This window comes from Deltaproteobacteria bacterium, assembly GCA_021159305.1.
Lineage (GTDB): Bacteria > Campylobacterota_A > Desulfurellia > JAGGSF01 > JAGGSF01 > JAGGSF01.
On record JAGGSB010000083.1, the window covers coordinates 1 to 26,217 of the forward strand.

The window sequence follows — 26,217 nt, forward strand, 5'->3', positions numbered from 1 at the left end:
TTTATAACATATTCTAATAAAGCGTTGGTTTCTCTCACCTTAGCTATATCCCAAGCAAAAGCCCCTTCAGCAAAATAATAAGCATCTTCATGATACGGATTCAGCAAAATCGCCGTTACTATAGTTCTATATAGGTTGTAATATTCCACCTCTCTTAACCTGCCCGACATAATATTCTTACTCTTACCACCATAATAGGTGGTAGCCTTAAATGTGAAATATTCTCCACTACTCCAGCGAAACTCTCCCAACAGACTCTTTAAGAGTTTTCCTTGAGGAATAAAACCCAATTTTTGATACAGAGGCCTTCTTTTCACATCTTTTGTAAAATTAGACATGATAAATATAAGCAGTACAGAAAATAAAACTAAAACCGATAAAAATATCGCATCCTTTTTCATAAAGTTAGGTTAAATTTCTCCTCTCAAATATCCAGCAGGTGAGAGTCATAACAACAACAAAATACAAGATAAAATAGACAATTGTCACAAAAACAGAATTAAGATTAATAGAAAGATTGTACACAGCCTGAGGGGTAAAATCAAAAGATGAAAAATTGGGCAGAATATAATAAATAGCAGTAACAATATCTTTAAAAATAACAGAATATTTTGTAGCCCCTTCCATTATGTATTCATAAACACCTTGAGAGGTATTACCCGCAAAAAAAATGGCAATAGTCAAAAAAAACGGCATAAAAAAAGAGGTAGCAAAAGAATCAACCAGAAAGGCAAAAGCCATTAAAAGTGTATATTTAAAAAGGGAAAATAAAAAAGCTACCATTATATTGATGTAATTTATGGGAAGCTGAGACTTATACATGCTTGCTGAGATATTTATATCTATTACAGAAAGAATAAAATTTATGACACTTACCATAAACATCAGCGCAAACAGTCCTAAAAATCTGCCTAAAATATAATCTGTTCTCCTTATAGGGTGAGACAACACATTGTAGATATATTTTCTTTCTACATCTCTCCAAATGGTAGAAACACCACCAAAGATAGATAAAAAAAGCAAAATAGCAGAATTTAAGTTCAAAGACATGGTTATAGAAACTTCTTGAATCTGACGCATAGAAAAGGAACTAAATACAGGAATGAAAAAAAATAAAATACAGAAGGCAAATATTACAATAAATATTCTGTCCCTCGCCGACCCCTTTAATGTAAGCCAGGCAATTTTTAACATATAACTTTTATATTATTTAGTTCGCCCACAGTCAAGACACAAATCTCTGATTTGAGCTTGCAACTGCCAAAGGCAGTTGTCAAGGTTATAAATTTTGTAAGTTTTTAAGAAACATGTAAAATACAAATGTTCCAAGAATGCTTATTGCTCCCATAGAATAAAATACAGCATTTAGATTCAAAGTATCCATCACCGCTCCTGAGATAAGAGGCGCAACTATCATCCCTATGCCCATTGCCATATTAAACAGTCCCATAACAGAACCCATTCCGGATTTCTTTCCAACCCTCACCGCAATAGCAGTAGCAGCAGGCATAGATATGGAACTGCCTACACCCATTATAATCCCTACCGAAAATAACGCATAAAAATTAGGAGATATAGGTATTAAAAGTAAGGACATACAGGCAATCAGATTGCCAAAAAATATTAACAATACCTTGTTGTATTTGTCTGCAACTTTGCCGAATGGTTTTTGAAAAATGCCTACCAAAAGTGTGTTAACAGAGATAAGCATACCAATTTCAAATGCAGACAATCCCTTTAAGGCCGCTATTATTGGTAAAAAGGAAAAGATGCCGCCCCTTATAAATGCATTGATAAAACGGTATATCAATATGCCCTGAACAGGTTTTATTGTTATGAGTTTTTGATAGGATATCACCTCGCCAATGTGGCGATGTCCTGTTACCTTTTGCTCTGGAAGAAAAAATAAAACCAGAATCAACGAAAATGTGCTTAAAATTCCCATAGCATAAAAAACAGACAATGTGCCAAAACTGTCTTCCAAAAATCCACCCAAAAGAGGTCCCGAGCCCATTCCCAAAAATATAGAGATGTTAAATGTTCCCATATAAGAACCCTCTCTATCTTTTGGTGATAATTCCCCAATATAGGCCATAGCCAATGGAATAATCATGGCAGAGGCAATACCCTGAATAAATCTAATTATTGATAATTCACACAGCGTTGATGCTTTTATATAACCGAAAGACAAAAATACATATAAAAACAAACCCGTAGCTATAAATGCCTTTTTTCTTCCTGTTTTATCAGATATTCTGCCGATTATGGGCAAAGTAATTACTCGGGTTAGAGAATAACCTCCAAAAATGACTGCTATCCACAAACCTGTTGCCCCAAAATTTGTGGCGTAACCGGGCAACAAAGGGACAATGAAGCCTAACCCTAACATATCCAAAAACACGGCTACAAATAGAACATTAAAACTGGATTTCTCTTTCAAGCTTCACCCCGAGTATCAAATATTGTTTACAATAGGATATGAAATGATGTCTGTCAAATAATCGGAATTATTAAACGCAGGTGGATTTTTATACGAGGCAAAAAGGCAATTTTTTTGACGATACTGCCGACATATTGTATATTTAAGATATGCGGAACAAGAGTTTGGGGATAAAAGAAATTTTGTTTATTAATTGTTGGGCATATTGTATGAGACTTGTAGGCATACCAGAATGAAAAAGAACAGCCATGAACAACTTCTTCGAGAACATCGGCCAGAGGCAATCGAAAAACGCCTGAAACATCCAGTCAAGTCCCAGAATATTTCTGATGCTGTTCTTGGTGGAATAGACGGATGTGTAACGACTTTCGCTGTTATCGCGAGCGCTGTTGGTGCCGGCCTTCCTTCCTTAGTGGCTCTAATTCTGGGTTTTGCTAATCTATTTGCAGATGGCTTTAGTATGGCTATAAGCAATTATGAATCTATCAAGGCTGAAATTGAGTTTAGAGAAGGAATCAGGCAAACTGAAGAAAAACATATTGACAAAGTGCCAGACGGTGAACGCGAGGAAATACGGCAAATATTTCAAAAAAAAGGTTTTAAAGGAGAAACCCTCAAAGAAATCATTGATACGATAACTCACGATCGGCGTTTATGGGTCGAAACAATGCTCACAGAAGAACATGGAGTACAGAAAATTGCTTCAAGCCCCTGGAGGTCAGCAGTTACAACCTTTACGGCATTCCTTTTTGTTGGTGCAGTGCCATTAATACCACTTCTTATTCCAGCATTAGAAATGCAGCAGCAGTTTTTCCTAAGTACAGTTCTTGCTGGAATAATGTTCTTTTCTATCGGGGTAGTTAAAGGCCTTGTGTTTGCTAAACCCGTATTTCTTTCTGGTCTAAGTACTTTATTGACAGGTGGCACAGCGGCAGCCCTTGCTTTCCTCGTAGGTCATCTCTTGAAGAATGCTTTTGGCATTGGGGGAATATAAAAAGGAATATTTTTCTCGGGAACAAGGCCATGAAAATGTAAAAACTTCTGAAACTCAAGCAAATGGTAAACAATAGGAAATAGGATAATCTCTGTCAAACAAAAAGAAATTTTTGCACTTTGAGCTCTTTAGATATTATAATATAAAGTATGTTTGTAAATTTCAGATGGAGAGAAAGATTGAAACTTAATATAAAATGGAGGAATTAATCAATGTGTGCTTATTATCCAGCATCAAAGGTTGAAGTGGGTGGATTTACGGCAAGACATTATGATAGGCTGATAAATACCATAACATTTGGTGGGTATTCTTCTGTAATACAAAGTGCTATCCGATTAATGATGATCAAGCCAATTGATAAAATTCTTGATTTAGGTGCAGGTACAGGCCGAAATGCCTGTTTGATGATGAAACACCTTTCAGCAAACGGAGAATTGGTAGGACTTGATATTTCTGAAGAGATGATTTCCCAATTTAAAAAGAATTGCGCAGTTTTTCCAAATGCTAAAATTATCAATAAAAGGATTGACAAGGATTTACCTTACGAAGAGTATTTTGATAAAGTTTTTATCTCTTTTGTGTTACATGGATTTCCCCAGGAGGCCAGAAAGCAAATTATTAGGAATGTTTTTAAGGCATTAAAAAAAGACGGTGAGTTTTTTATCCTGGATTATAATGAGTTTTCAATAAAAGAAATGCCTCTTTATTTAAGGATTCCTTTTAAATTTATGGAATGTAGCTATGCATTTGATTTTATTGAAAAAGATTGGCAAAAAATATTAGCTGAAGAGGGATTTAACCATTTTGAGAAGCATTTTTTCTTTGGTAATTATGTAAGACTGCTTAGAAGTGTAAAAGTATGAGGCCTGCCATTAGACGACGGACCTTATTTTGGTCGGGGCGAGAGGATTTGAACCTCCGACCCCCAGTACCCGAAACTGGTGCGCTACCAGACTGCGCTACGCCCCGAAATTTATCTTTTCTAAATACTTTAAGGAAGAAAATACATCATACTTGGTCAGATCTAATCTTACCGGTGTTACAGAAATAAAGCCATCTTCAATGGCGCGGAAATCTGTTCCCTGGCTTTTGTCTACTTTCATTATATCACCGCCCACCCAGAAATATGGTCTCCCTCGTGGATCTTTCCTCTTCATTATGTGATCCCCATAAATTCTCTTCCCCTGTCGTGTTATCCTGATACCTTTAACTTCCGATAGAGAAAGATTGGGCACATTTATATTGAGAATAGTATCCTGGGGTAAGCCATTTTTTAAAGTAAGTTCTACTAATTTATTGGTAAAATAAGCCGCAGTATCAAAAAACGCCTTCTCATCATTTTCCACCACCAGACTAATAGCAAGTGAAGGAATACCCATTAATGTAGCCTCAAATGCCGCCGCCACTGTTCCAGAATAGGTGATATCATCACCAAGGTTCTTACCATTGTTAATACCAGATATAACCATTTCGGGAGGAGTTTTGAGTAACACATTCAATGCCAAAACCACACAATCCGTTGGTGTTCCATCCACAATATACACATTTTTCTCCAACTGCTTTAACCGCAGAGGCCTGTGAAGAGTAATTGAATGCCCAGAGGTGCTTCTATCTCTATCCGTAACCACCACCAGAAGTTTATATTTCCCCTGTAATTTTTCTCTTAAACTGCGCAGTCCCTCAGAATAAATACTATCATCGCCTGTTATAAGTATCATCTTAAATAATGGTCGGGGCGACTGGATTCGAACCAGCGACCACTTGAACCCCATTCAAGCACGCTACCAAACTGCGCCACGCCCCGACCAAAGCTATTATAACCTCGCATTTTCCCTCGTCAAGCTTGTATATAAAATGAAGAATAAAAAAACCGGTTAAGAAAAGATGGAAAGTGGATCACCTCTTCAAAAATTCTCTTCACAAAATTAGCTCTCTTGTTTAGGCAGACAAAAGGCGGTTTTTTCTTTAATCCAGAAAGTTTCATAGCTAATTTTTTTGCTTCTTCAATTCCTCCTATACCATCCACAAATCCTATCTTTTTGGCATTACTCCCCGTCCATATTGATCCATCTGCATATTTAAGGACGCATTTTTTGCTCAAGTTTCTACCTTCAGAAACAATATTAATAAATTCATCAAATATGCTATTAACTACAATTTGTAGAGATTTTCTGTCCTCTTCTGTCTGTTCTCTAAACGGAGAGCCTACATCCTTATATTTACCGCTTTTCACAACGAACGGTTTTAACCCTAATTTCTTCATGGCTTGTGCAACATTAATATTTTCAGAAATAACCCCAATACTTCCTGTAATAGTTGACGGGTAAGCTATAATCTTATCCGCTCCGCAAGCAACCAGGTAACCACCGGAAGCGGCAACAGATTCTAATAACGCTACAACCGGTTTATCTTGCCTTAATTTCTTCAATGCCAAATATAACTTCAAACTTGAAGTAACGCCACCGCCAGGAGAGTTGATGTCTATTATTACCGCTTTCACCCTCCTATTCTTTTGGGCATCTTCTATTACAGAAAGCCATTTCTCAGCAGAAAAATCATTTATTATGCCGTTAATCTTGATAATGCCTATTATCTCTCTTTTTTTATGCAAGGAAACAGCCACATTAATAACAAATAAAAGGATGAAAAAACCTGCTAAAATCAACAAAATTCGTTTGACCATTATCTCTTGTAACTCCGATTAACCCTAAATGAAAGTGAAATCTTTCTTTTGTCCTTATCCACCCTCAAAACGCGTACATTCACCTCTTCTCCTTCATAAACCTTCTTCTCCCCGAACTCGGATATATGAACCAATCCCTCTATCCCATTATCAATTGCAACAAAAGCACCGAAATCTTTAACGCTCACCACCTTCCCTTTTATAAATTGATTTACCGAATACTTCTCGTTGACACTACTCCACGGATCATCTTTTAGCTGCTTTAGACCTAAGGAAATGCGCTTTCTCTCTTTATCTACCGAAAGAACCTTGACTTTAAGCTTATCTCCCATATTGAATTGAGGTTTTCCCGATGTATCCCATGAAAAATCACTTACATGGATTAAACCCTCCACCCCTTCTTTTAATTTAACAAATACACCAAAATCCGTAATCCCTGTCACAACACCTTCAACAACAGTGTTTACTAAAAATTCCTTATCTACCTTACTCCATGGTTCAGGCATTGCACGCTTTATACTTAAAGAGATTCTCCTTTCTTGAGGGTCTATACGTAATATCTTTGCTTTTGTCTCGTCGCCAATATTAAAATTATTATTCCACTTCTTACCCCAGGAGAGTTCATTGTTATGTACTAATCCCTCAATCCCTTCATCTACTTCTATAAAAACACCGTAATCTGCAATACGACTAACTTTTCCCTCAATAATGTCTCCTTCTTTAAACTCCTCCGCTATCTTTAGCCATGGATTCTCCTGCAACTGTTTTAGACCTAAGTAGATACGTTTCCCTCTACCCTCATCGTTTATTCTAATTATCTTTAACTTAATTTTCTCACCTTTTTTCACCAAATCTATGGGGTGGTCCACTCTTCTCCACGACATATCCGTAATATGCATAAAACCATCTATACCTCCCAGATCAACAAACACGCCGTAATCGGTGATGTTTTTTACCACTCCCTCAACTATCGTTCCCTCTTTAATCTTTTCAAAAACTTCTTTTCTTTTTTGTCTTTCTGCTTCTTCAATGATAACCTTTCGAGAAACGATGATATTCTTTTTCTCTTCATTAACATTGATAAGTTTTAGGTCCAATGTTTTACCTACAAATGCATCAAAATCAACCACTGTATCTACATCTACTTGAGAACCGGGAAGAAATGCTAAGAGTCCACCAAGATCTACCCTAAAACCACCCTTTACTCGCTCTTTAACCCGCCCTTCTAAAACATCTCCATTTTTATATGCATCTAATATTCTCCGCCAAGCTTTTATCTTATCAGCTGCTTCTTTGGAAATAGCAAGAAAGCCATCTGCATTTTGCCTGTTTAGAAAAACTACATCTACCTTATCACCTATATTGATTTCCTTCCCATTAAACTCATTAATATTTACCATGCCCTCACTTTTAAGACCTACATCTACGAATACCTCATCACCCCTTATGCTAATCACATTTCCCTCAATAATCTCTCCACCCTTAATATTTTTCAGTGTACTCTCATAATTAACTGCTTCATCTGTGACATTTAACATTTATTCCCCTCCTATTATTTTGCTTAATTATACATTCCAATAAAGCATTGTCAAATTCTCTGCCACAATCATGCTTGCTTTCTGTGAATTTTTATATATAAAGATAACAGGCGAGCGTGGCGGAACTGGTAGACGCGCTAGACTTAGGATCTAGTGGGAAATCCCATGGGAGTTCGAGTCTCCCCGCTCGCATTTACAAAAATGATAATCAATTGTAAGTGGATATTTGACGGAGATACATTACATAAAGACAAGGCAATTTACACCAAAAGCGGTGAAATAGCCTCTTTGCGTCTTCTGAAAAAATTTTATCCCGAAGCGCATACTATAGAGAGGGACGGGCTTTGCCTGCCTGCCTTTGTGAATGTTCATACTCATATAGAATTATCATACTTGAAAGGAAAACTTCCCAGGGGAAAAGGTTTTCTCCCCTGGTTAAAATATATGATAGCACTCAAGAAAATGCCCGTTTCCAATAAAAAAATCCTAAATGAAGCAATTAGCGCAATAAATACATTAAAGAAAAGCGGTGTAGTATATATTGGGGATGTATCAAATACGCTTTCCTGTAGAGAATTAATAGAAAAAAACTTTGTAGGCGGTGCTATATTTATAGAAATTTATGGGAAGAAACACATCCCAACTTCAGAACAAAAAAAACATTTCCCTTTATGTATAAGCCCTCACGCCATATATTCTACATCCCCCAATCTTCTCTTAAAAATATCTAACACCCATAAGAAAACTGCCAATCCATTGAGTATACATGTTGCTGAGAGTGAAGAAGAATGTAGGTTTGTGAAAAAAGAAGGCAAAATGTATGATTTCCTTAAAATGATGGGTTTTTTAAAAGATTTACCTTCGGCCAAAACACCTGTTCAATACCTTGACAGGCTGCATATCATCGATAAAAACACAATTTTAGTGCATTGTGTGCATATTACAGATGAAGATATAAACATAATTGAAAACAGAAATGCTTCCATAGCCCTGTGTTTAAGAAGCAATGACTACATCGGGGGAGGTTTTCCTCCTATGGAAAAATTGATAAAGAACAACATAAATATTTCCATCGGCACAGATAGCCTGGCAAGTGTGAACGATATGGATTTTCTAAAGGAAATACAGTTTGTCTTCAAAAAATTCCCATTTATCGATCCCAAACTTATCCTTTCATGGGCAACATACGGCGGCATGAAGGCATTGAAAATAAATCCTCACTTTTCTTATCCTAACTTTATACCTATAGAGAGTAATGAACCGCTGGAAGAAATGCTAACAGAATCTACTAAAATTTACCCTCTCTCTTCAATCTTAGTAGAAAATCATCTTCAAAGCCCGCTTCCGTAAAGCCTTTTTTTCTCAATATACAACTATCACATTCGCCGCAGGGAATCTCCTTGCCCTCATAACAGGAATAAGCATAAGAATAATCTGCACCCATTTTCTTGCCAAACTTTATTATCTCCATTTTACTCTTATGAATAAGAGGGAAAACAACATGAATGGGTTTTTCTTCAATCCCTCTTTTTGTCCCAGAATTTATAGCCTTTTCCATAGTTTTAAGAAAATTCTCCCTGCAATCTGGATAACCGCTAAAGTCTACCATATTCCATCCTCCTATTATGTCATCCAAGTCTTCTTTTTCAGCAAAAGCGGCAGCTAAGGATAAAAATATACCATTTCTAAAAGGAACATAGGTAATAGGAATGCCATAACCAATATCTTTTAATGTTCTTCTCTTAGGAACAGCTATGTTTTTGTCTACCAGGGCAGAACCACCAATTTGAGACAGGTCAATTTTAAAAAAATGCATGTTTATATTTTTCCCTGCTTTTTGAATAAGACCTGCAGTTTTTTTGGCATACTCTGTCTCTATTACATTCCTCTGGCCATACAAAAATGTCAAAGTATGCACAACACTGTAATTGTTCACAGCCCAATAAAGGCAAGTAGTAGAATCCAGTCCTCCAGAAAAGATAACCAATGCAGTCTTATTAAACACCCCTTTTTCCTCCCCATATAATCTTCTGCTGCTGCATTAAAACACGCACATCAAAATTCGCCCGCATCTTAAGAATATGGTCTGCAATTTTTTTTGTCCTTTCAATATAATCAACATTATCTTCAAATAACGGTTGAAAAACCAATGGAAAATTTATCAAAGAAAGATTTTCAGCCAATTTCATAAATTTATCTATTTCTTTTTCATTCTTTACTACAAATTTAAACTCTATATTATGATTTTTTTCAATAATTTTTTTTATAACATCTTCTTTAATATGTCCCATCTTCGGACTGATAGCTACATGATGGAAAAATGAGATGCTTTTTTCAGGAAAAATCGTGCCATTTGTCTCCAAGAAATATAAAAAATGGTGGTTTTTCATAAATTGAAACATAAACTCATCGTAAAGCGCAGGCTCTCCGCCTGTGAAAACAAGCCTTTTACAACCGAATTTTTTCACTTCCACATAGACATCCTTAACATCCACAAGACGCACTTTTTCTGTATCCCAGGCATATTTCGTATCACACCACTCACATCTTAAATTGCATCCTGAAAATCTCACAAATATGCAGGGGCTTCCTGCATAAATACCTTCCCCTTGTATAGAATAGAATATCTCACAAACAGGAGCACGCACATCTTTAATTATTCTATCCATTCTTTAAAAGTCAACATTTACTTGCAACTACATTTTTTTTATGATATTTTGTTTTTGATGGCAGTCTTAAATGTAAAGGGCAGAAGTTTCCTGGGATTTGAAATAGAAGTGAAAAGTGCAGATTTAGAAGAGGTAGAAATGTTTATACAAACAACACATTTTCCACCTCTTTTCTTGAAGGATGCACCTGTTATTCTAAAGTTTGATGAAGATAGTCTGCCTATTGCACAGTCTCTAATAGACAAGCTAAAAGAAAAAGGGCTGAATGTGGTTGCTTATGAAGCAAACAAAAAAATTAGGGAGAAATTATCTATTCCGTCTATTGATACAAACAGTATTTTACTCTCTCGTCCTTCTGAAAAAGAATCGGTAACCTGGAGACAAAATATACGATCCGGTCAAACTATTCGAGCAGATGAAAATATAGTAATCTTAGGGAATGTAAACACAAACGCCTATATTATAGCAGCGGGTGACATATATGTTTTGGGGAAATTATATGGCATTCCCCACGCTGGGTGCAAAGGAGACAAGAGTGCTGTTGTGTTTGCCTTTGATTTGCTTTCACCCCAGGTGCGAATAGCAAATGTGATAAGCAGGGCTCCTGATGAAAGAGCGCTTTTAAAAAAGAAAAACGGTAAGCCAGAGATTGCTTATATAGAGAAGGAAGCCATAGCAATCAAAACTTATACGGATTGGCTTGATGCCGGATACAAGTAAATTGGGGAAATAATGAAAGGAACAATAATCACGATAACTTCAGGAAAAGGCGGGGTAGGCAAAACTACAATCGCTGCAAATATATCCTTAGGTTTAGCACTAAAAGGAAAAGAAACAGTAGCTGTAGATATGGACATAGGATTGAGAAATTTAGACATGATTTTAGGCTTAGAAAACAGGATTGTATATGACATCATAAATGTAATGGAGAATGAAGCGAAACTTTCTCAAGCACTAATAAGAGATAAAAGAACAGACAAGCTTCATTTTTTGCCTGCTTCCCAGACAAAAGATAAAACATCTGTAAAAATAGATAAATTTTTGGAAATAATGAATGAGTTGAGGGAAAAATTTGACTACATAATCATAGATTCGCCAGCTGGCATTGAGGCAGGCTTCAAAACCTCCATGTTGCCTGCAGATAAAATAATCGTGGTCGCCACCCCAGAGGTCTCGTCAATAAGAGACGCAGATAGAATTATTGGCATTTTAGAAGCAAATGAAAAAAGGGATATCTCCCTTATCATCAACAGAATAAGCTACAGGCTTACCAGAAGGGGAGATATGCTAAGCAAAGATGATGTGATTCAGGTTCTGTCTATTCCTCTTTTAGGCATTGTGCCCGAAAACAAAGATATTATAACCTATGCCAACAAAGGAGAACCGTCTATTTTATACAGAAACTCTATCACTGGAAAAGCATTTAACAACATCGTGTGTAGATTACTGGGAGAAAAAATAGATTTCATGGAAATAAAAGAGGAAAAAGGAATCCTCAAATTATTAAAGATATTTAGGGGCCACAATGATTCTTGATTTTTTATTGAAAAAGAAAGAGAAAAGCTCGAAAGTTGCCCGGGAAAGATTACAGATAGTATTAGCTCATGAAAGAACGCTCAGTATTCCATTCATGGAAAACCTCAGAAAAGACCTGCTGCAAGTAATAGCCAAGTATGTTGACATTGACAAGAAAAACATCGAAGTTAAAATAAACAGATTAGACAATATGGAAATATTAGATATTAATATTCCGCTCAAGCAACGTTAATGCCTCATTTTTCCCGCAGTTAAAACATCCACCCCGCTTTCACCTTTAACAAGGCGGGTAAGCACGGGCGTAGGCATCTCTCTCACGGTAATTATTGTACTACCTATCTTACCAAAACCGCTAATTCTCCCTGCTGTATCTCCTGAATCCCAAACCATACGAAAACACTTATCGCCGATTTCGTATATCTTTATATTGCCACCGAAAAATTTCTCGGTACGCAAAGATACCGAACTTTCTCTAACATTGTTTATCACCATCGCATAAATTTTAGCTTCCTTTTTAAACACAATTAAAGCTTTGGATACCACTGCTGGATGTCCTTCATACTTTTCTATAGGTCTTAAGTTTCTGCCAAACGACATTTCTGTCATATACAAAACTTTCTTTTCCCCCTGGTCATACACAACCAATCTACCGCTTTTATCTAAATAAATGATTTTCTCATCAATTTTGTAAAAATCAAACAAGTTGCGAGGAGAAATGGATAACTCTATCTTGTCTTTTATCTTACCGTTTTCATTTATCTCATATAATCCACCGTAAAAGGGACGAGTAATACCGGATTTCTGGGCAAGCATCATTAACTTTTCGGGTCCTTTATATGTTCTTATATAATAACGGATTTTGTCTTTAATGAGACAAAACTTGTTTCCTTTTATACGACCGATAAATGAAGACAGATTCCCAAACCGATCAAAGTTTGAAAAGAACATCTCTTTTAATCCATCATTATTTATATCAGCACAATCTATATTAAATATATTCCATCCATAATAAAAGGACATAACTGGAGTGAAACCATCTCCGTTAAAATGATAAACAACAACCTTTCTACCAAGAGCCACTATAATCTCTATCTTCCCATCATCATCTATATCTCCCATATAAAAGGCTGTACTTAGAGCGCGTAGGCTTGAGGATGCAATAAGTTCAAAAGTAGGCGTGGAAGACGGCATGTGCAATGGAGCATAAAGACCAAACTTATTCAATGCCTTTTCATAAAAGGTTAAACGCGGCCTCAACTCCAATGAAGAAGGAACAAGATTTTGCACGGGAATAGAAGATTTCGCCTCGCTTGATACTAATTTTTTATTCAACACAGACCTATACCGAGCAATCCTCCTGCCATCGTAACCGGAGAAAACACGGCAACTTACATCTTTATTATCTTCTACATTCACAAAAAACAACATCTCAAGATCTAATGCCCTTCCCACAGTTGCTCTATTCTCTTTATTATTTAAGTCAACTATTTTTTCAGCAGTCAGAGCAATCTGAAATTCATCAGCACCTACCACATAAAATTTACCAGTTTTTTCCAATGCTTCTTTTAACCTTTTATAAACAATAGGTTTCCGCGTCACTATGCCCACCTTCATGGTAGTTGTTCCCGCTTGCCACCTATCTCCTATCTTTATCTGAGCAACAACATTTCTAAATCCTCTGGGTATTATGCCTAAAATACGCTTTCTTTTTTCCTCTGCCCCTCCAATAATCTTTGCCCAAGCGCAGTCTTCTCTCAAATCTGTAATGATGGCATACGCTAATCCCTTTCTTGCCTGATAAACCTCACCGCTATAAGGGTCTTTTACTACACCTTTTAAACGATAGATAAACAGTATCTCACCGGTGAATAAACCACCACTCCTGCCTTTGTTTAGCTCTATCATTTCTTCCCCTACCTTTGTTACCAAACCATACTGAGGTAATATTTTTGAGGAAACATCTTTTGCTATATCTTCAAAAGAACCTGCGAAAACAGGTGTCGACAACATGAATAATAAAAAGAAAAAGAAAAACCGTATCATATACTTTCAACCCTCTCTATTTGCTCTTGCAGCTTTTGATAAAGCAAACTCGCATCATTGTACTCTTTTCTCTTTAATTCTACCAGATCTTCCGGTGCTTTAGAAAGAAATTCTCTGTTTGACAATTTCTTGTTTAGAAATTGCATCGCTTTACTCAATTTTTCTAACTGCTTTTTCAATCGGCTTATTTCTTTCTCTTCGTCTACTATCCCTTCCATAGATACATACACATCTCCATACATCATAGGTTGGGAAAAACAAGCTCCCTTAGGCACATCTTTACTTATGGTAACTTGAGAGATGCCAGCCAAAACACCTATATATTCTCTATGCCCCTCAACAATTTCTCCTATCTTACTATCCAAAACATTAAAATGCACATTCAGCTTCCTGGATGGCGGAATAAGATTTTCACTTCTAATATTCCTCACAGCTTTAGAAAAATCAATAATTACTCCCATCTTTTTCTCCACATCGGGCAGTATATACTCATCCTCTTTTTGTGGATAAGAACTAATCATTATACTTTCTCCTTTCTTGTTAGGCAATTTTTGCCATAGATACTCAGTTACAAAGGGGATAAAGGGATGCAAAAGACGCAAAACAGCTTCAAAAACCTCAAGCAAAACAAACTGTGTACCATACCTTCCCGTTTTTTTCCTTAAAGATATTTTACTCATCTCTATATAAAAATCACAAAACTCATGCCATGCAAATTGATACACACAAAGGGCAGCGCTACTAAATTTATAATCTTTCAAATATTTATTTACCATATCCGCGGTCCTATAAAACCTGCTTGTTATCCATTGTGATGCTGCATCAGGAGAATCGGGTTTTCCTTTAAAAACATAATCTTCTGTATTGATAGCAATAAATTTATAGGCATTCCAAATTTTATTCATAAAGTATCTATAGCCTTCAATACGTTTTTCAGAAAGCTTAATGTCTCTTCCCTGAACGGCAAGTGCAGTCAAGGTAAACCTCAAGGCATCCGCCCCATATTTTTCCACTGTATCCATAGGATTTATAACATTATTTTTAGTCTTGCTCATCTTCTGTCCATGTTCATCTCTCACCAATGCATGAATATAAACATCTTTAAAAGGAACATCGTCCATAAAGTGAAGACCCATCATTATCATTCTTGCTACCCAGAAAAAAATAATATCAAAACCCGTAACCAAAACACTAGTAGGATAAAATCTCTTTAAACTGTCCGTCTTCTCTGGCCATCCTAATGTGGAAAATGGCCACAGGGCAGAAGAAAACCATGTATCCAATACATCTTCTTCCTGGATTAAATTCTTTTCACCGCACCACTTACACCTTTCAGGTTTATCTATAGAAACATTATACTTTCCACAATCTGTGCATCTGTAAGCAGGAATTCTGTGCCCCCACCAAATCTGCCGCGAGATACACCAATCTCTTATATTGTTCATCCATTCAAAGTAAACATTTCTCCAATTCTCAGGTATAAAATTTACCTTTCCCTCTTTTACCACACGAATCGCTTTTTTAGCTAACGGTTTCATCTTTAAAAACCATTGCTCCGAAATTTTAGGCTCTATTGGCGTATTACACCTATAACAATGTCCTATTGCATGATTGTAATCTTCAACCTTCACTAAATACCCTTTTTCATGGAGTTTTTCCACCAATGCCTTTCTACAGGCATCTCTATCCATACCTGCAAATACACCTGCTTCCTCGTTCATAAACCCCTTTTCGTCTATCACACTTACCTCTTTTAGGTTGTGTTTTTTTCCTACCAAAAAATCATTTGCATCGTGAGCAGGTGTAATCTTCAGAGCTCCCGTACCGAAAGAAACATCCACATAACTATCTCCGATAACAGGAATAGCCCTTTCCTTTATAGGTAAAACCACATCTTCTCCGATAAACCTTTTGTATCTCTCATCTTTAGGATTAACAGCAACAGCGGTGTCACCAAACATCGTTTCAGGCCTGGTTGTAGCAACCACAAGCCCACCCTTTCTATTCTTAAATGGATAAAGAATGTAATAAAGCTTTGCATTTTCCTCTTTATATTCCACCTCTAAATCAGATAATGCAGTAAGACAATGCGGGCACCAATTTACAATATAGTTGCCTTTATATATCAAATCTTCTTCATAAAGTTTTACAAATGCCTCTTTAACTGAACGAGACAGGACTTCATCCATTGTAAAACGCAGCCTTGACCAATCACAGGATGCACCCAACCGTTTTACCTGTTCAATAATCCTATTTCCATATTTCTCTCTCCATTCCCACACTTTTTTTATAAACTCTTCCTTGCCTATCTGAAAGCGTGAAATCCCCTCTTTATTCAATTCCCTTTCCACTACATTCTGTGTAGCAATGCCTGCATGATCTGTTCCCGGAAGCCACAAAACATTATACCCCTGCATCCTTTTCCACCTTACGAGAATATCCTGTAAGGTCTCATTCAAGGCATGGCCAATGTGCAAAATACCAGTGACATTAGGAGGTGGTATTACAATACAAAAGTTTTCTTTTTTCTCATCTGTCTTTGGGCAGAAAAAATTATTCTTCTCCCACATATTATATATTTCTTCTTCAAAATCAGGATTATAAGCAGCCATTTTCACCATTAATTTATCCTCTATACAAGATTAGTTATATTCGTTTTAAATATTTTAAAATTTCCTGGCAATATTCTACCAAATTGTGCACCCCTTGCGCCCATATAATGTTCCCGTCCACCACACAGGATTTGTCTTCATATATAGCCCCAGCATTTATCAGGTCATCTTTGATTCCAAATGAACCCGTAGCATGATGACCTCTCACAATGTTGGCTGAGATGCCTACCTGTCCTCCATGACAGCTCATACATACAAGTTTTCCTGCTTCATAAACATCTTTAACCAATTTTAAAACAGGAGCATACCTCCTCAACTTATCTGGTGCGTAAGCTCCAGGAACAATAACACCTTCGATGTCTGATGCTTGAACATCTGTAATTACTTTTTCCACCTTCACTGTCAGTCCCCATTTTCCCTTACATTCCTTTCCTTCCCTTATGCCCACGGTAAGTGTTTCATATCCCGAAACCTCAAGAACATATTTAGGCACAAAATATTCTAAATCTTCAAACCCATCATGAATAAGTAATACTATTTTCATCACTCCTCCTACCGCAAGGCCTTTTTAATCTCTGGGAGTAAACCTTCAAACTGTGATAACCATCGCCTTCGCTCTTCAAACAGCTTGTCTATGATTCCTTCATAAGTCTCTCTGCCGTAAATTCTATAAGGATTAAATTTCTCTATCTCTGTTCGCCTTGAGCTTTTTACCACATCATAACCTAAAACAGGATCAAATTGCCATTCAACATTTTCCGACAATGCATCTACTATTAAATTCATCGTATCCTGCGGTTTTATCTTCATCCCTTCCTTTCCTCCCACAAATCCTGTATTTATGAGAAATACCTTTATATGTGGATTTTTCTTCAATATTTCATAAAATTTGTTCCCTTCCTTGTGAGGATTATCTACAATAAAAGGATTAAACGCTACTACCCTCTTTGATTCACCCACCCTGGCAGGGTCTTCTGCAGAGGTGATAGATGACTCACCTAACATAAGATAACATGCCGCTTGCTCTGGAGATATAAATCTTCCGAGAGGAGGGAGATCGTATCTTCGAGTGTTGAAAAAAATAAAATCCGTACGAGATAAGTCTACATTGTTCTCTGTATGTGGAATAACATATCGAGGAACAATACATCTGCCATTTGTAGTAATCGTCCAGTTATCAAAATCAATCTCTCCTTCATCATCTACCCATGCATTCTCCGCTATAGCACCCGGCACCTGCGTAGCATAGAATAGATAGGGTTGACTGGTTACATTGTCTGTTTTTATATAAAACATATTTTCAGTGCCATAGGCAAAGCTATCATTGCGTAACAGCATAATATCATCTTGTTTTATAGATATCCCCTCCGGCGACTTAAGCCCATGATCATTCAAGGTTATCGTCGTTTTACCGGTACCGCTTAAACCAAAAATAAGAACACCAAAACGCTTTATCTCTTTACCTACCCTCAATCTATATGATTTCCCCCCGGCGTGCATTCCCAATCCGTTTCTATATTCCCTCATCAAATATAGAGCAGATCTTAATGCCGCCATTTTTGTCTCTCCGTAGTAATCAGACCCCAAACAGAATGTGAATACCCTCCCGTCTTCCGTAGGATATATGTATATCTTGGTTTCTTTCCACTCTGGCACCTGAACAACTATAATATCCGGTTCCGCATCTTTGTCATGAGGCTCAAAAAAATTATTATTAAACATATGTGCTAGACGAGCATATTCTCTGGTAACAAAAAAATTCACACTGAATCTACCTTTAGTATTCTGACAGATATCTTTCTTTACCAATATTACATCCGTTCCTTTCAAATAATCCCTTACTGCTTTTAATTCTCGTTCTATTTCTGGTGTAATATCCTTCACTATATAGGTAAACTTTGCGCTGCGAGATTTTACATTGGTGCGATAAACAGTAATGCCCCATTTATTGTCTATAGAAGTTCTGTCTGCCATCATGCTTAACTCTTCTCTTGAAAGATCATGCCACAAGTTTCCACACTCGATCTCTTCTACAAAAATTGCATCATTCATCTTTTCTCCTTAGCATTTCACTGTTTACTTCAACTGTTGTTTTTACATTCCCCCGAGGATTAAAATCCCCCACCACTTGCAGGTACTTAGGCTTTAAAATATTATACAAAGCGTCAAATATCTCATTTGTTGCATTTTCATGAGAAATATAACATGCCCTGTATTTATTTAAAAATAATTTCAGAGATTTCAGTTCAACCACATGTCTATCCGGGATATAGGCTATCTTTATAGTAGCAAAATCCGGATAACCGGAATGAGGACACAAACAGGTAAACTCAGAAAACTCTATATGGATCTTATAATCTTTGTCTGGAAAACTATTTTCCCAAACTTTTAATTGGTTTCGCAAGATGGCTTCTTCTCCGTATTTCATTTTTTCATAAATTTTTAATTATAAAGAAAACATCTCACAAAATGTTTAGTATTTGCCTCGTTTACAGGAGAAAGATGTTCCTGGCATTCCTTTGTTGCCCACCGACAAAATGGGTAAAATTCGCAGCCATTTTTGCTATTTTTCTCACGAATCTGCGTCATCTGTCCAAAAATTCCCTCCTTGAGTAGCATAGTATAGGGATGTAAGGGATGTTTAAACAATTCCTCTGTAGGAGCTTCTTCTATAATTCTTCCTCTATACATTACATATATTCTATCCGTAATAAACTTAGCCAAGGTCAAATCATGGGTAATAAATAAATAACTCAACGGAAATTTCATCTTTAAATCTATCAACAGATTGAGAGCAATCGCCTGAGTGGAGGTATCCAGAGCCGATGTAGCTTCATCAAATATTACAAGCTCAGGTGAACTTATCAATGCCCTTGCAATAGCCACCCGCTGCATTTCTCCGCCGCTTAAGCTGCTCTTCTTTCTCATAAGCACATGCCTTGGAAGATGTACAATTTCTATCACCTGTTCGATCTTTTCCTCTATATACGAATGAGATAACCCTTTTATCCTCAATGGCTCCGCTATTATCTTCTTTATACTCATTCTCGGATCTAAAGAAGCAGAAAAATTCTGAAATACTATTTGCATTCCCTTTCTCAAAATATAAATATTATCCTTATCTATCAGTTTATCTTTAAAATAGATTTGCCCTCCATCATACTCTTCTAAAAAAGATAAACAATGAACAAGTGTTGTTTTTCCGGCTCCCGATTCCCCAACTATAGAAACATTTTCTCCGTCTTCCACATATATGTCTACATCTTTTACAACCGAAAATCTCTTTTTGTAAGCAAAGAAAGACTTTCTGATACCTCGCGCCTCAAGAATCAAGCCTTCCCCCTCAGTTGTCGGGCTACAGAATCCATCAATCTATTCACCGCTTCTGCTAATCTTCCAATTTCATCATTATGCTTTGCTTCCAATCTTCGAGAGATATCTCCCTCAATAATACGGTTGATCGCATCTATACTTTCCAGTATAGGCTTAACCAATCTCTTTGATAACCAGAAACTCACTGCCACTGCAACAAAAATAATGAAAATACTAAACAAACTAATTACCACTAAGATGAGAATAATGCGATTATTGATATTTTCCTTTAAATCATTAATAGGAACGAAAAGTTCCTTTGTAGGATAGGTTATACCTATTCCCCATCCTCTTTCTTCCACATAGGTATATCCCGTAAATTTATCCACGCCTCTAAATATATATCGGGAAGAACCTGTTTCACCCTTAAAAATATGATCTTTTACAATTTCCGCCAGCGCTTCCCCTTCCTTTGGACTTGATAAATCCACGTTATCCTTCAATGTTATCAATTCATGAGCGGTTGTTGGTGGGTCAAAGATAAGTATCCCCTTTTTGTTTATCATCCAGGCATAAATCTCAGAACGCTCCTCAGGCTGCTCCGCTTGTAGAATAGCATACATATCATCAGGATAAAAATCCACAAACAATATGGCTATTACCCTTCCTCTGCAGATAATGGGGACAGTTGCACTATAAGATATTTCTCCATCCTTGTTTATGTGAAAATCAACAAAACATCCTTCCTCTGATTGACAGGTGGTTTCTATTTTTTCTGGTGTGATGGGAATAATAGGTTTTTTTAGGGGATATTTAAGTATGAGCCCCTCTTTCGTATAGAGAGCAATGCATCTTGCGCCAATTCTTTTGTGAAAAAAAGGGAATTTGTCCTTCATTTCCTCGATGAATGAGGGATTCTTCGTTTTTGTATATATGCATACCCTATTTTTTAAACATTCACCTATAACCCCCGCCATATCAAGTCTGCTTTTCATCTCTGTTTTTATTCTCTTAGCTACCGCTGTAGCCCTGCACTTCAAAAATACTTTAGTCTGTTTCTCAAATGCTTTCTCCGTCTCCTTAAGAGCACTACTTTTAAAATATATAAGACCTACCACTGAGATAAAAAATAGCACTATTACAGAGATAAGTATTACAGAAACACTTGCTGCTGTTATTTTGCTGCCTATACTTACAAACTTTCTTTCAGCCATATGGAATTCAATTTAACAAAAAGGAAACACTAAATCAATGAAATTCTGGCCTATTGATAAAAGGTTAAAATATTTCTTTCAGTTTTCCTGAAGCAATTTCTTCTTCAATTCCCCTTTTTACATCGGAAACTTTAAGTCTCATTAATCCTAAAGAAATATCATTTCCAAAAACAGTAACTAAAATAAACGATCTGCTCATTTTAGTAAAATAAATATTCTCCTGCTTCCCTTTGTGAAAAAGAAGAGAAAACTCTGTTTCTCCAACTAATTTGGCAATTTCCGACATTGCCGCAAAATTGGCTGCAGATAAGGCAGCCAAAGATGCCACATCTATATTCTCAAAACCTACATCGACAATTACATTTCCTCCCATATCAACCAGCAAAACACCAGACGCATTAGCAGCTTTAATCAAGTTTTTCTCAATACAATCACTTATTTTCTGTAATTCCTCTAAATCCAAAATAAGCATTTCTTCAACCTTATATTTAAATTAAAACAAACATTTCAATCTTATTAGAAATGTAACATCATCTTTTTTCCCAAAATCTACCGGCAAATTTGTCCGCCCTAAAAGCTCATCGCATATCAGAATTTTCGCCTCTTTACTCTTTGTCTCAAAGAGAATCAAATATCTTTCCTGGGTTTCAGCAAGAGAATTGTATTCAGACAAATGTTCCATTTGCTGGTAACTGCTAGGCAGTTGTCCAGACAAATGTTCCATTTGCTGGTAACTGCTAGGCAGTTGTCCAGACAACCTGTATATTTTTCCACCTCTTTCAAGTTTTTTATCCCTCAATAAAAAAGAGGCCATCTCCATAGAAATGTGATAGACACCATCAATCTGAGAGATAAGAAGGGACATTACATCCTCTCCTGATTTCACAATTAAAAAAGCATCCCTTGATACACTTCTATGTACCCTATGGATTATTTTCTCAACATTATCCAGAGTGTAATCGGAAGCAAAAATGTTATCAATCTCATTTTTTAAAGCTTTCTCTATATCCATCTCAAACAACCTTTTTCAATAAAGAAATAGCCATAGCCGCCTTGTAGGCAGGTCCATAACTTTCAATAAGTTTTGTTTTATCAGTAGAAGCAACAGCAAACATAGCAAAATCTAACACTTTAATCACCAATACATAGCCATCTTCGCCTATTATAATTATATTTTCCAGATTACCCTCTTTAAGTTCAGACACAACCCTATCTGCATTATGAAAAACCGAAGAAGAAATAGCTGCCACAGTCTCTGCTTCAAACGGCACTCTGCTCATATTTCCCATGAGAAGTCCATCATAATCGCACACTACCGCTGTATCAATATAAGGACAAATTGTAAATAACTTAGATAAAATATAATCAATAATCTTAGCCTTAGAAACAGCCATTTATTTTTCTCCAATAAGTTCTTTTATCTTCTTCAGATTAAAACGAATTGCCTTATCGTTAGGGTCCAACCCGTAAGCTATCTCCCACTCTTGCAAAGCCTTTTCATAATCAGATTTTCGGAAAAAATCCCAACCTTTATCTAAATGTTCATAAAACATCTTTTTATTTGACTCCTTCTCCCCGCCAACCTGCTCCCTTGAGATTACCTCTTTTTTGCGTTCTACTTTCTTCTTCTCTGCTCTCCGTTTATCAATAACATGTGCACTTTCCAAAAGCAACTCCATCCATCCGGAATGCACATTCCTATCCATGGAAACGAAGGAAGAAGTTATATCAACCTCGCCATCTTCCCAGGTCAAAACATCAAGAAGTGCTTCCTCGCCACTCTTCTCCCCGCATGAAGCATAGCTAACCTCACCATCTATCAATTGGACAACGCAATCCTTCAAACTGTTGCTAATCTTTAGTTCTGCAGAGGAATAACTTTGACACAGCATCTGCAACAAATCCTCTAATTGTATACCCTCTATGTGCCCTTGAAAGCCTTTTTTAACCATTTTTCTATGGCTTTTTCAACCTTTTTATCAATTAGCTTGTCAATTTCTCTGACAAAAACTCTATTCTTGGTTTCCACAACTTCTTCCACTATGGATTTCATTTCATCCTCAGGAATATGCAGTTCTCCAAGAGGAACAATCATTGGCACAGAACTTAATGAAACAGGTTTTGAAAATATACCTGAAGTGGGTTTATCTTCAAGAAAACCTTTTAGGAGTTCTCCCGCTTTTTCCATCTCATACAAAACATCTTCTTCCCTCTTTTCTTCTTGCTCGTCTTCTTTCTTGTTTAAAAAACCTGCATCAACCGGTAGGTCAAAATCACTCTTTGAAAACAAGTCTTTCACCTCAATTTATCACAGGAGTTTCTCAATTTTCTCTGCTGTTCTCCTGGTATCCAGAAATATCAATCCTAATTTTGCATCGGCACGAGCCAAAACGATCAAAATTGCCTCTGCGCCAATAGAAAGCAAAACTATATAACCATTATCACCTTTGATAAATAGTTGCTCAAAATTACCTCTATTCAATTCACCAGCACTCCTTTCTCCCAGGGAAAGGGTAGCCGCCGCCATTGCCGCTACTCTGTCTTCCTCTGTATCTGCTGGCAGAGCAGAAGCGATAACGAAACCATCCAAACTCACCACCGCCGATGCTTCCACGCCCGGAGTAGAACTCCCCAAATCCTTCAGCACCCTTACCATATCCTCTGTTTTTGCCATTTTTTCCTCCTACTTAAAATATTTTAATATTTTATCTTTGCAGGCACCTGTAGTGTCATACACAACACCTTCACATCCTTCATTCGGAGAAACCTTCGTTATTTTGTATCCGCATTTTTTACCCAGTAAAAATTCCGCCGCTCCACGGAAACAGCCTATCCTGGGACAAGCTATATTCTTTTCACCAAAATTCCTTTCCTTTAAGAGAAACGAACATGCATCCACATATGGGCATTTATCCACACTAATCTTTAATGCGCATTTGTCATCTATTTCTTTTAAAACAAAATCCGAGCTATCCTTGAAAAGCCCACCATCTACACCAAGGTTGATGTAACTTTCCACTGCTTCTTTTAAAGTTTTACAATCCCTATTGACTTTCAAACTGTATTTTTCATCCAGCACCTTTATCCAGTTTTCTGCTGCTCTTATATATGCTTGTTGAAGAAATATCTTTGCATTCTTTCCTAAAAATGATATTGCCATCTCATCATATGCAGAAAGCCATGTTTCTGAAAGTAGAGCTTTGCATGTTTGTAATTCCGTTATCTTTGCCATCCTTCCCTCCTTAGCTTCACTTTTTAATTCCCTTTAAACAAAATTGCTACATCAAGTAAAGGGACCTCCCCTCCTTTTGGTTTTTCTATTATCTTATATATCCATTCTCTTTGTCCTTTTCTGCCGGACAAAGGACTAATTGCCTTACGAGAAAAAGCCTTGTCCACGGGCAACAGCCCATACTTCTCACCTTCTTCCAGAAGAACAAGGGCTTTATAAACACACTCCTCTATGGCAAAGAATTCTCCTATTGGTGATTTCAAAACAGGCACTTCTAATTCCGCCAGTTCCTTTTCCTTTAATTTAGAAAGACTTCCTTTTATGCCTGCTTTTAATCTATTCCAAAAAGATTTTATTTCGCCCAAGGTTATACGGTCTCTTTTCTTAATTTCCTTCGCTTTTCTAGATGAAATTTTATAAACATTAGCCACACATCTCTCAGGAAAAGCAATCGGCTGACCATCTATAGAAGCAATCAACACTCTCGATAAAGGCGAAACAGTTTTTTCTATTTCTTTCATGCCAGCATCAATTCCAGCTGCCTCTTCCATTATCTTTGCAAGCTGAGAAGAAAAATCCTCACTCTTTACCTTTAGGTTCTCTAAAATACCATTCTGAGCATTGAAAACATTCATAATCTGGGATAATTTAGACTGTATTTGGTCAAAACTTTCCCTAAAAGCAAAAACCTCTGCTTTTAGATCAGAAATCTCCTTATCTGATATCGGAGAAATCTCTGCCTTTTCTCTTTTCGCTCCTTCTATCTTTTTCTTAAAAGGCAAAAAATCATCATAAACTTGCTTCACCTTCAACTGTCTCTCCTCAAGAGATAATGTAGCGGTGTTTATCTCCTTAAAGACATCGGCTACTTTTTCTATAAGTTTTATCGTTTCTGGAGGAGACATGTGACGGGCAATGCTAAGAAATTTCACAAGACTGCTCATCATAGAAAGCAAAGCATAATTTGCTTCATCCGGATAAACTTGCTTCAATTTTTCAACTGTATCAAGAAACTCTTTTACGGTTGATTCACTAATTTCCCAATCTAAGCTCAATAAAATTTTATCTAACTTTGTTAAAGGATCAAAATCCTCAGTTTGCTCAACCTCTTTTTTGTTTTCAGGTTCTTCAGGCAAAAGATCGTCTATAGCAGAAAAAGCTTCCTTCTCAAACTCTCCCGAATCAATTCCTATCTTATCCCCTGGCATGCATATCCTCCTTAGTGATTCTCGATCTTGTAAATTTATTACTCACATACTGAATCGTAAGTTTAGAAATTGCTCTCAGTGCGTTCGTTATACCATAACCTTCCACCGCACTGGTTACGAAATAAGGGGCATTAAAGGAACTATTTAAATCGTATTCCAAATCCTCTGCGGAAAGAAGAGTCACCCCCTGCTTCTCTAAATCCCTTTTGTTGTACTGAAAAACTAATGGAATATCCTTTAAGGCAATTCTTCCATTTTCTAAATTTTCTTCCAAATCTCTAATACTTTCTATATTTTCTTGTCTCTTTTCAACCTGAGAATCTGCTACAAAAACTATTCCATCTACACCTTTCAAGATCAACCTGCGGGTAGATGCATACATTATCTGACCAGGCACAGTATAAAGTTGTATCTTCACATCAAAGTCCAGAATTTTTCCCAAACTCAAAGGAAAAAAATCAAAGAAAAGTGTTTTCTCCTCTTCTGTTTTTATTATAACCATCTTGCTCTTAACCTTGCTTTGTAAAATATTATATATGTACACAAGAGAAGATGTTTTACCGCTTCTGCCTGGTCCGTAATAAATAATCTTACACTGTATTTCTCTATCTCTTAGGTTAATAACCGCCATGCTTAATATCTTAAACTATATATAAGAAATTTTCAAGGATTCGCATTAGATAATATTAAATGTCTCCGAAATTGACTTGTTAGATAATAACTAAATGTCTCCAAA

Annotated in this window: 30 protein-coding genes and 3 tRNA genes; 7 read left to right on the top strand and 26 right to left on the bottom strand. The window is 36.6% G+C overall.

Going from position 1 to position 26,217, the window contains the following annotated elements; translation table 11 throughout:
• The 3 genes from J7J10_05170 to J7J10_05180 form a co-directional block, all read right to left on the bottom strand.
• A partial coding sequence (locus J7J10_05170; protein ID MCD6130323.1) for a hypothetical protein occupies positions 1-401 on the bottom strand: 401 nt, incomplete at its 3' end.
• 4 nt (positions 402-405) lie between these two features.
• Entirely contained in the window at positions 406-1,194 is a 789-nt protein-coding gene (locus tag J7J10_05175) for an ABC transporter permease subunit (GenBank protein MCD6130324.1), read from the bottom strand.
• Between the two features lie 85 nt (positions 1,195-1,279).
• Positions 1,280-2,440, bottom strand: coding sequence for an MFS transporter (locus tag J7J10_05180; GenBank protein MCD6130325.1), 1,161 nt, complete (start codon positions 2,438-2,440; stop codon positions 1,280-1,282).
• Between the two features lie 232 nt (positions 2,441-2,672).
• On the opposite strand from J7J10_05180, the gene J7J10_05185 reads away from it, so the two are divergent.
• Both J7J10_05185 and J7J10_05190 read left to right on the top strand, forming a co-directional pair.
• Entirely contained in the window at positions 2,673-3,434 is a 762-nt protein-coding gene (locus tag J7J10_05185) for a VIT1/CCC1 transporter family protein (protein MCD6130326.1), read from the top strand.
• A gap of 212 nt (positions 3,435-3,646) precedes the next feature.
• A complete protein-coding gene (locus J7J10_05190) occupies positions 3,647-4,297 on the top strand; it encodes a class I SAM-dependent methyltransferase (GenBank protein ID MCD6130327.1) in 651 nt (216 codons plus the stop codon).
• A 29-nt stretch (positions 4,298-4,326) separates the two neighbouring features.
• On the opposite strand, the gene J7J10_05195 is transcribed toward J7J10_05190, so the two are convergent.
• From J7J10_05195 to J7J10_05215, 5 genes are all read right to left on the bottom strand, one after another.
• Positions 4,327-4,403 (bottom strand) — tRNA-Pro (locus J7J10_05195).
• Positions 4,394-5,152 (bottom strand): 5'/3'-nucleotidase SurE, encoded by a 759-nt coding sequence (surE, locus tag J7J10_05200; protein ID MCD6130328.1) that lies wholly within the window; start codon positions 5,150-5,152, stop codon positions 4,394-4,396. The genes J7J10_05195 and surE overlap by 10 nt, the downstream gene beginning before the upstream one ends.
• A 9-nt stretch (positions 5,153-5,161) precedes the next feature.
• Positions 5,162-5,238: transfer RNA gene (locus J7J10_05205), tRNA-Pro, on the bottom strand.
• 33 nt (positions 5,239-5,271) lie between these two features.
• On the bottom strand, positions 5,272-6,117 hold the full coding sequence (gene sppA, locus J7J10_05210; protein ID MCD6130329.1) for a signal peptide peptidase SppA: 846 nt from the start codon (positions 6,115-6,117) through the stop codon (positions 5,272-5,274).
• Positions 6,117-7,655: a 30S ribosomal protein S1 gene (locus J7J10_05215; protein ID MCD6130330.1), complete on the bottom strand. Its 1,539-nt coding sequence runs from the start codon at positions 7,653-7,655 to the stop codon at positions 6,117-6,119. The genes sppA and J7J10_05215 overlap by 1 nt, the downstream gene beginning before the upstream one ends.
• Before the next feature lie 110 nt (positions 7,656-7,765).
• Between J7J10_05215 and J7J10_05220 the strand changes: the two genes are divergently transcribed.
• Together J7J10_05220 and J7J10_05225 are read left to right on the top strand one after the other, a co-directional pair.
• Positions 7,766-7,847, top strand: a tRNA-Leu gene (locus J7J10_05220).
• A 9-nt stretch (positions 7,848-7,856) separates the two neighbouring features.
• Positions 7,857-9,005, top strand: a complete 1,149-nt coding sequence (locus J7J10_05225; GenBank protein MCD6130331.1) for an amidohydrolase family protein — start codon at positions 7,857-7,859, stop codon at positions 9,003-9,005.
• On the opposite strand, the gene queC is transcribed toward J7J10_05225, so the two are convergent.
• Together queC and J7J10_05235 are read right to left on the bottom strand one after the other, a co-directional pair.
• The gene (queC, locus tag J7J10_05230) at positions 8,944-9,660 is read right to left on the bottom strand and encodes a 7-cyano-7-deazaguanine synthase QueC (GenBank protein ID MCD6130332.1); all 717 of its coding nucleotides are present in this window, start codon (positions 9,658-9,660) and stop codon (positions 8,944-8,946) included. The two genes, J7J10_05225 and queC, sit on opposite strands and share 62 nt — an antisense overlap.
• Positions 9,653-10,324, bottom strand: coding sequence for a 7-carboxy-7-deazaguanine synthase QueE (locus J7J10_05235; GenBank protein MCD6130333.1), 672 nt, complete (start codon positions 10,322-10,324; stop codon positions 9,653-9,655). The genes queC and J7J10_05235 overlap by 8 nt, the downstream gene beginning before the upstream one ends.
• A 57-nt stretch (positions 10,325-10,381) precedes the next feature.
• Between J7J10_05235 and minC the strand changes: the two genes are divergently transcribed.
• From minC to minE, 3 genes are read left to right on the top strand one after another with little or no spacing between them, the layout of a single operon-like run.
• Entirely contained in the window at positions 10,382-11,044 is a 663-nt protein-coding gene (gene minC / locus J7J10_05240; GenBank protein MCD6130334.1) for a septum site-determining protein MinC, read from the top strand.
• 12 nt (positions 11,045-11,056) lie between these two features.
• On the top strand, positions 11,057-11,860 hold the full coding sequence (minD, locus tag J7J10_05245; GenBank protein ID MCD6130335.1) for a septum site-determining protein MinD: 804 nt from the start codon (positions 11,057-11,059) through the stop codon (positions 11,858-11,860).
• Positions 11,850-12,092 (top strand): cell division topological specificity factor MinE, encoded by a 243-nt coding sequence (gene minE, locus J7J10_05250; protein ID MCD6130336.1) that lies wholly within the window; start codon positions 11,850-11,852, stop codon positions 12,090-12,092. The genes minD and minE overlap by 11 nt, the downstream gene beginning before the upstream one ends.
• Here minE and J7J10_05255 read toward each other — a convergent pair.
• The 16 genes from J7J10_05255 to J7J10_05330 all read right to left on the bottom strand — a co-directional run bounded on the left by J7J10_05255 (position 12,089) and on the right by J7J10_05330 (position 26,112).
• Positions 12,089-13,870: a VCBS repeat-containing protein gene (locus tag J7J10_05255; protein ID MCD6130337.1), complete on the bottom strand. Its 1,782-nt coding sequence runs from the start codon at positions 13,868-13,870 to the stop codon at positions 12,089-12,091. The genes minE and J7J10_05255 overlap by 4 nt on opposite strands.
• A 29-nt stretch (positions 13,871-13,899) precedes the next feature.
• A complete protein-coding gene (locus J7J10_05260) occupies positions 13,900-16,515 on the bottom strand; it encodes a valine--tRNA ligase (GenBank protein ID MCD6130338.1) in 2,616 nt (871 codons plus the stop codon).
• Positions 16,516-16,549: 34 nt separating this feature from the next.
• Positions 16,550-17,059, bottom strand: a complete 510-nt coding sequence (locus tag J7J10_05265; protein MCD6130339.1) for a type 1 glutamine amidotransferase — start codon at positions 17,057-17,059, stop codon at positions 16,550-16,552.
• Between the two features lie 8 nt (positions 17,060-17,067).
• Positions 17,068-18,567 carry a phosphoenolpyruvate carboxykinase gene (locus J7J10_05270; GenBank protein MCD6130340.1) on the bottom strand — a complete coding sequence of 500 codons (1,500 nt, stop codon included), beginning with the start codon at positions 18,565-18,567 and terminating at the stop codon, positions 17,068-17,070.
• Positions 18,560-18,943, bottom strand: a complete 384-nt coding sequence (gene queF / locus J7J10_05275; GenBank protein ID MCD6130341.1) for an NADPH-dependent 7-cyano-7-deazaguanine reductase QueF — start codon at positions 18,941-18,943, stop codon at positions 18,560-18,562. The genes J7J10_05270 and queF overlap by 8 nt, the downstream gene beginning before the upstream one ends.
• 14 nt (positions 18,944-18,957) lie before the next feature.
• Entirely contained in the window at positions 18,958-19,848 is an 891-nt protein-coding gene (locus J7J10_05280; GenBank protein ID MCD6130342.1) for an ABC transporter ATP-binding protein, read from the bottom strand.
• Positions 19,845-21,041 carry a HAMP domain-containing protein gene (locus J7J10_05285; protein ID MCD6130343.1) on the bottom strand — a complete coding sequence of 399 codons (1,197 nt, stop codon included), beginning with the start codon at positions 21,039-21,041 and terminating at the stop codon, positions 19,845-19,847. The genes J7J10_05280 and J7J10_05285 overlap by 4 nt, the downstream gene beginning before the upstream one ends.
• A 64-nt stretch (positions 21,042-21,105) precedes the next feature.
• On the bottom strand, positions 21,106-21,513 hold the full coding sequence (locus J7J10_05290; GenBank protein ID MCD6130344.1) for a roadblock/LC7 domain-containing protein: 408 nt from the start codon (positions 21,511-21,513) through the stop codon (positions 21,106-21,108).
• Between the two features lie 21 nt (positions 21,514-21,534).
• The gene (locus J7J10_05295) at positions 21,535-22,053 is read right to left on the bottom strand and encodes a hypothetical protein (GenBank protein MCD6130345.1); all 519 of its coding nucleotides are present in this window, start codon (positions 22,051-22,053) and stop codon (positions 21,535-21,537) included.
• Position 22,054: 1 nt separating this feature from the next.
• Positions 22,055-22,435, bottom strand: coding sequence for a roadblock/LC7 domain-containing protein (locus J7J10_05300; protein ID MCD6130346.1), 381 nt, complete (start codon positions 22,433-22,435; stop codon positions 22,055-22,057).
• Positions 22,436-22,993 (bottom strand): DUF4388 domain-containing protein, encoded by a 558-nt coding sequence (locus J7J10_05305; protein MCD6130347.1) that lies wholly within the window; start codon positions 22,991-22,993, stop codon positions 22,436-22,438.
• Positions 22,963-23,340, bottom strand: coding sequence for a hypothetical protein (locus J7J10_05310; protein MCD6130348.1), 378 nt, complete (start codon positions 23,338-23,340; stop codon positions 22,963-22,965). The genes J7J10_05305 and J7J10_05310 overlap by 31 nt, the downstream gene beginning before the upstream one ends.
• A 9-nt stretch (positions 23,341-23,349) precedes the next feature.
• On the bottom strand, positions 23,350-23,715 hold the full coding sequence (locus tag J7J10_05315) for a roadblock/LC7 domain-containing protein (GenBank protein MCD6130349.1): 366 nt from the start codon (positions 23,713-23,715) through the stop codon (positions 23,350-23,352).
• A 9-nt stretch (positions 23,716-23,724) separates the two neighbouring features.
• On the bottom strand, positions 23,725-24,273 hold the full coding sequence (locus tag J7J10_05320) for a hypothetical protein (protein ID MCD6130350.1): 549 nt from the start codon (positions 24,271-24,273) through the stop codon (positions 23,725-23,727).
• Positions 24,274-24,296: 23 nt separating this feature from the next.
• On the bottom strand, positions 24,297-25,481 hold the full coding sequence (locus J7J10_05325; protein MCD6130351.1) for a hypothetical protein: 1,185 nt from the start codon (positions 25,479-25,481) through the stop codon (positions 24,297-24,299).
• The gene (locus J7J10_05330; protein ID MCD6130352.1) at positions 25,468-26,112 is read right to left on the bottom strand and encodes a GTPase domain-containing protein; all 645 of its coding nucleotides are present in this window, start codon (positions 26,110-26,112) and stop codon (positions 25,468-25,470) included. The genes J7J10_05325 and J7J10_05330 overlap by 14 nt, the downstream gene beginning before the upstream one ends.
• Positions 26,113-26,217: the final 105 nt, after the last annotated feature.

Coding starts and splice junctions, on each gene's coding strand:
- J7J10_05175 (MCD6130324.1), bottom strand. CDS start 1,194: ATGTTAAAAATTGCCTGGCTTACATTAAAGGGGTCGGCGAGGGACAGA.
- J7J10_05185 (MCD6130326.1), top strand. CDS start 2,673: ATGAAAAAGAACAGCCATGAACAACTTCTTCGAGAACATCGGCCAGAG.
- J7J10_05190 (MCD6130327.1), top strand. CDS start 3,647: ATGTGTGCTTATTATCCAGCATCAAAGGTTGAAGTGGGTGGATTTACG.
- surE (MCD6130328.1), bottom strand. CDS start 5,152: ATGATACTTATAACAGGCGATGATAGTATTTATTCTGAGGGACTGCGC.
- sppA (MCD6130329.1), bottom strand. CDS start 6,117: ATGGTCAAACGAATTTTGTTGATTTTAGCAGGTTTTTTCATCCTTTTA.
- J7J10_05215 (MCD6130330.1), bottom strand. CDS start 7,655: ATGTTAAATGTCACAGATGAAGCAGTTAATTATGAGAGTACACTGAAA.
- J7J10_05225 (MCD6130331.1), top strand. CDS start 7,857: ATGATAATCAATTGTAAGTGGATATTTGACGGAGATACATTACATAAA.
- J7J10_05235 (MCD6130333.1), bottom strand. CDS start 10,324: ATGGATAGAATAATTAAAGATGTGCGTGCTCCTGTTTGTGAGATATTC.
- minC (MCD6130334.1), top strand. CDS start 10,382: ATGGCAGTCTTAAATGTAAAGGGCAGAAGTTTCCTGGGATTTGAAATA.
- minD (MCD6130335.1), top strand. CDS start 11,057: ATGAAAGGAACAATAATCACGATAACTTCAGGAAAAGGCGGGGTAGGC.
- minE (MCD6130336.1), top strand. CDS start 11,850: ATGATTCTTGATTTTTTATTGAAAAAGAAAGAGAAAAGCTCGAAAGTT.
- J7J10_05255 (MCD6130337.1), bottom strand. CDS start 13,870: ATGTTGTCGACACCTGTTTTCGCAGGTTCTTTTGAAGATATAGCAAAA.
- J7J10_05260 (MCD6130338.1), bottom strand. CDS start 16,515: ATGGCTGCTTATAATCCTGATTTTGAAGAAGAAATATATAATATGTGG.
- J7J10_05265 (MCD6130339.1), bottom strand. CDS start 17,059: ATGAAAATAGTATTACTTATTCATGATGGGTTTGAAGATTTAGAATAT.
- J7J10_05270 (MCD6130340.1), bottom strand. CDS start 18,567: ATGAATGATGCAATTTTTGTAGAAGAGATCGAGTGTGGAAACTTGTGG.
- queF (MCD6130341.1), bottom strand. CDS start 18,943: ATGAAATACGGAGAAGAAGCCATCTTGCGAAACCAATTAAAAGTTTGG.
- J7J10_05285 (MCD6130343.1), bottom strand. CDS start 21,041: ATGGCTGAAAGAAAGTTTGTAAGTATAGGCAGCAAAATAACAGCAGCA.
- J7J10_05290 (MCD6130344.1), bottom strand. CDS start 21,513: ATGCTTATTTTGGATTTAGAGGAATTACAGAAAATAAGTGATTGTATT.
- J7J10_05295 (MCD6130345.1), bottom strand. CDS start 22,053: ATGGATATAGAGAAAGCTTTAAAAAATGAGATTGATAACATTTTTGCT.
- J7J10_05300 (MCD6130346.1), bottom strand. CDS start 22,435: ATGGCTGTTTCTAAGGCTAAGATTATTGATTATATTTTATCTAAGTTA.
- J7J10_05305 (MCD6130347.1), bottom strand. CDS start 22,993: ATGGTTAAAAAAGGCTTTCAAGGGCACATAGAGGGTATACAATTAGAG.
- J7J10_05315 (MCD6130349.1), bottom strand. CDS start 23,715: ATGGCAAAAACAGAGGATATGGTAAGGGTGCTGAAGGATTTGGGGAGT.
- J7J10_05320 (MCD6130350.1), bottom strand. CDS start 24,273: ATGGCAAAGATAACGGAATTACAAACATGCAAAGCTCTACTTTCAGAA.
- J7J10_05325 (MCD6130351.1), bottom strand. CDS start 25,481: ATGCCAGGGGATAAGATAGGAATTGATTCGGGAGAGTTTGAGAAGGAA.
- J7J10_05330 (MCD6130352.1), bottom strand. CDS start 26,112: ATGGCGGTTATTAACCTAAGAGATAGAGAAATACAGTGTAAGATTATT.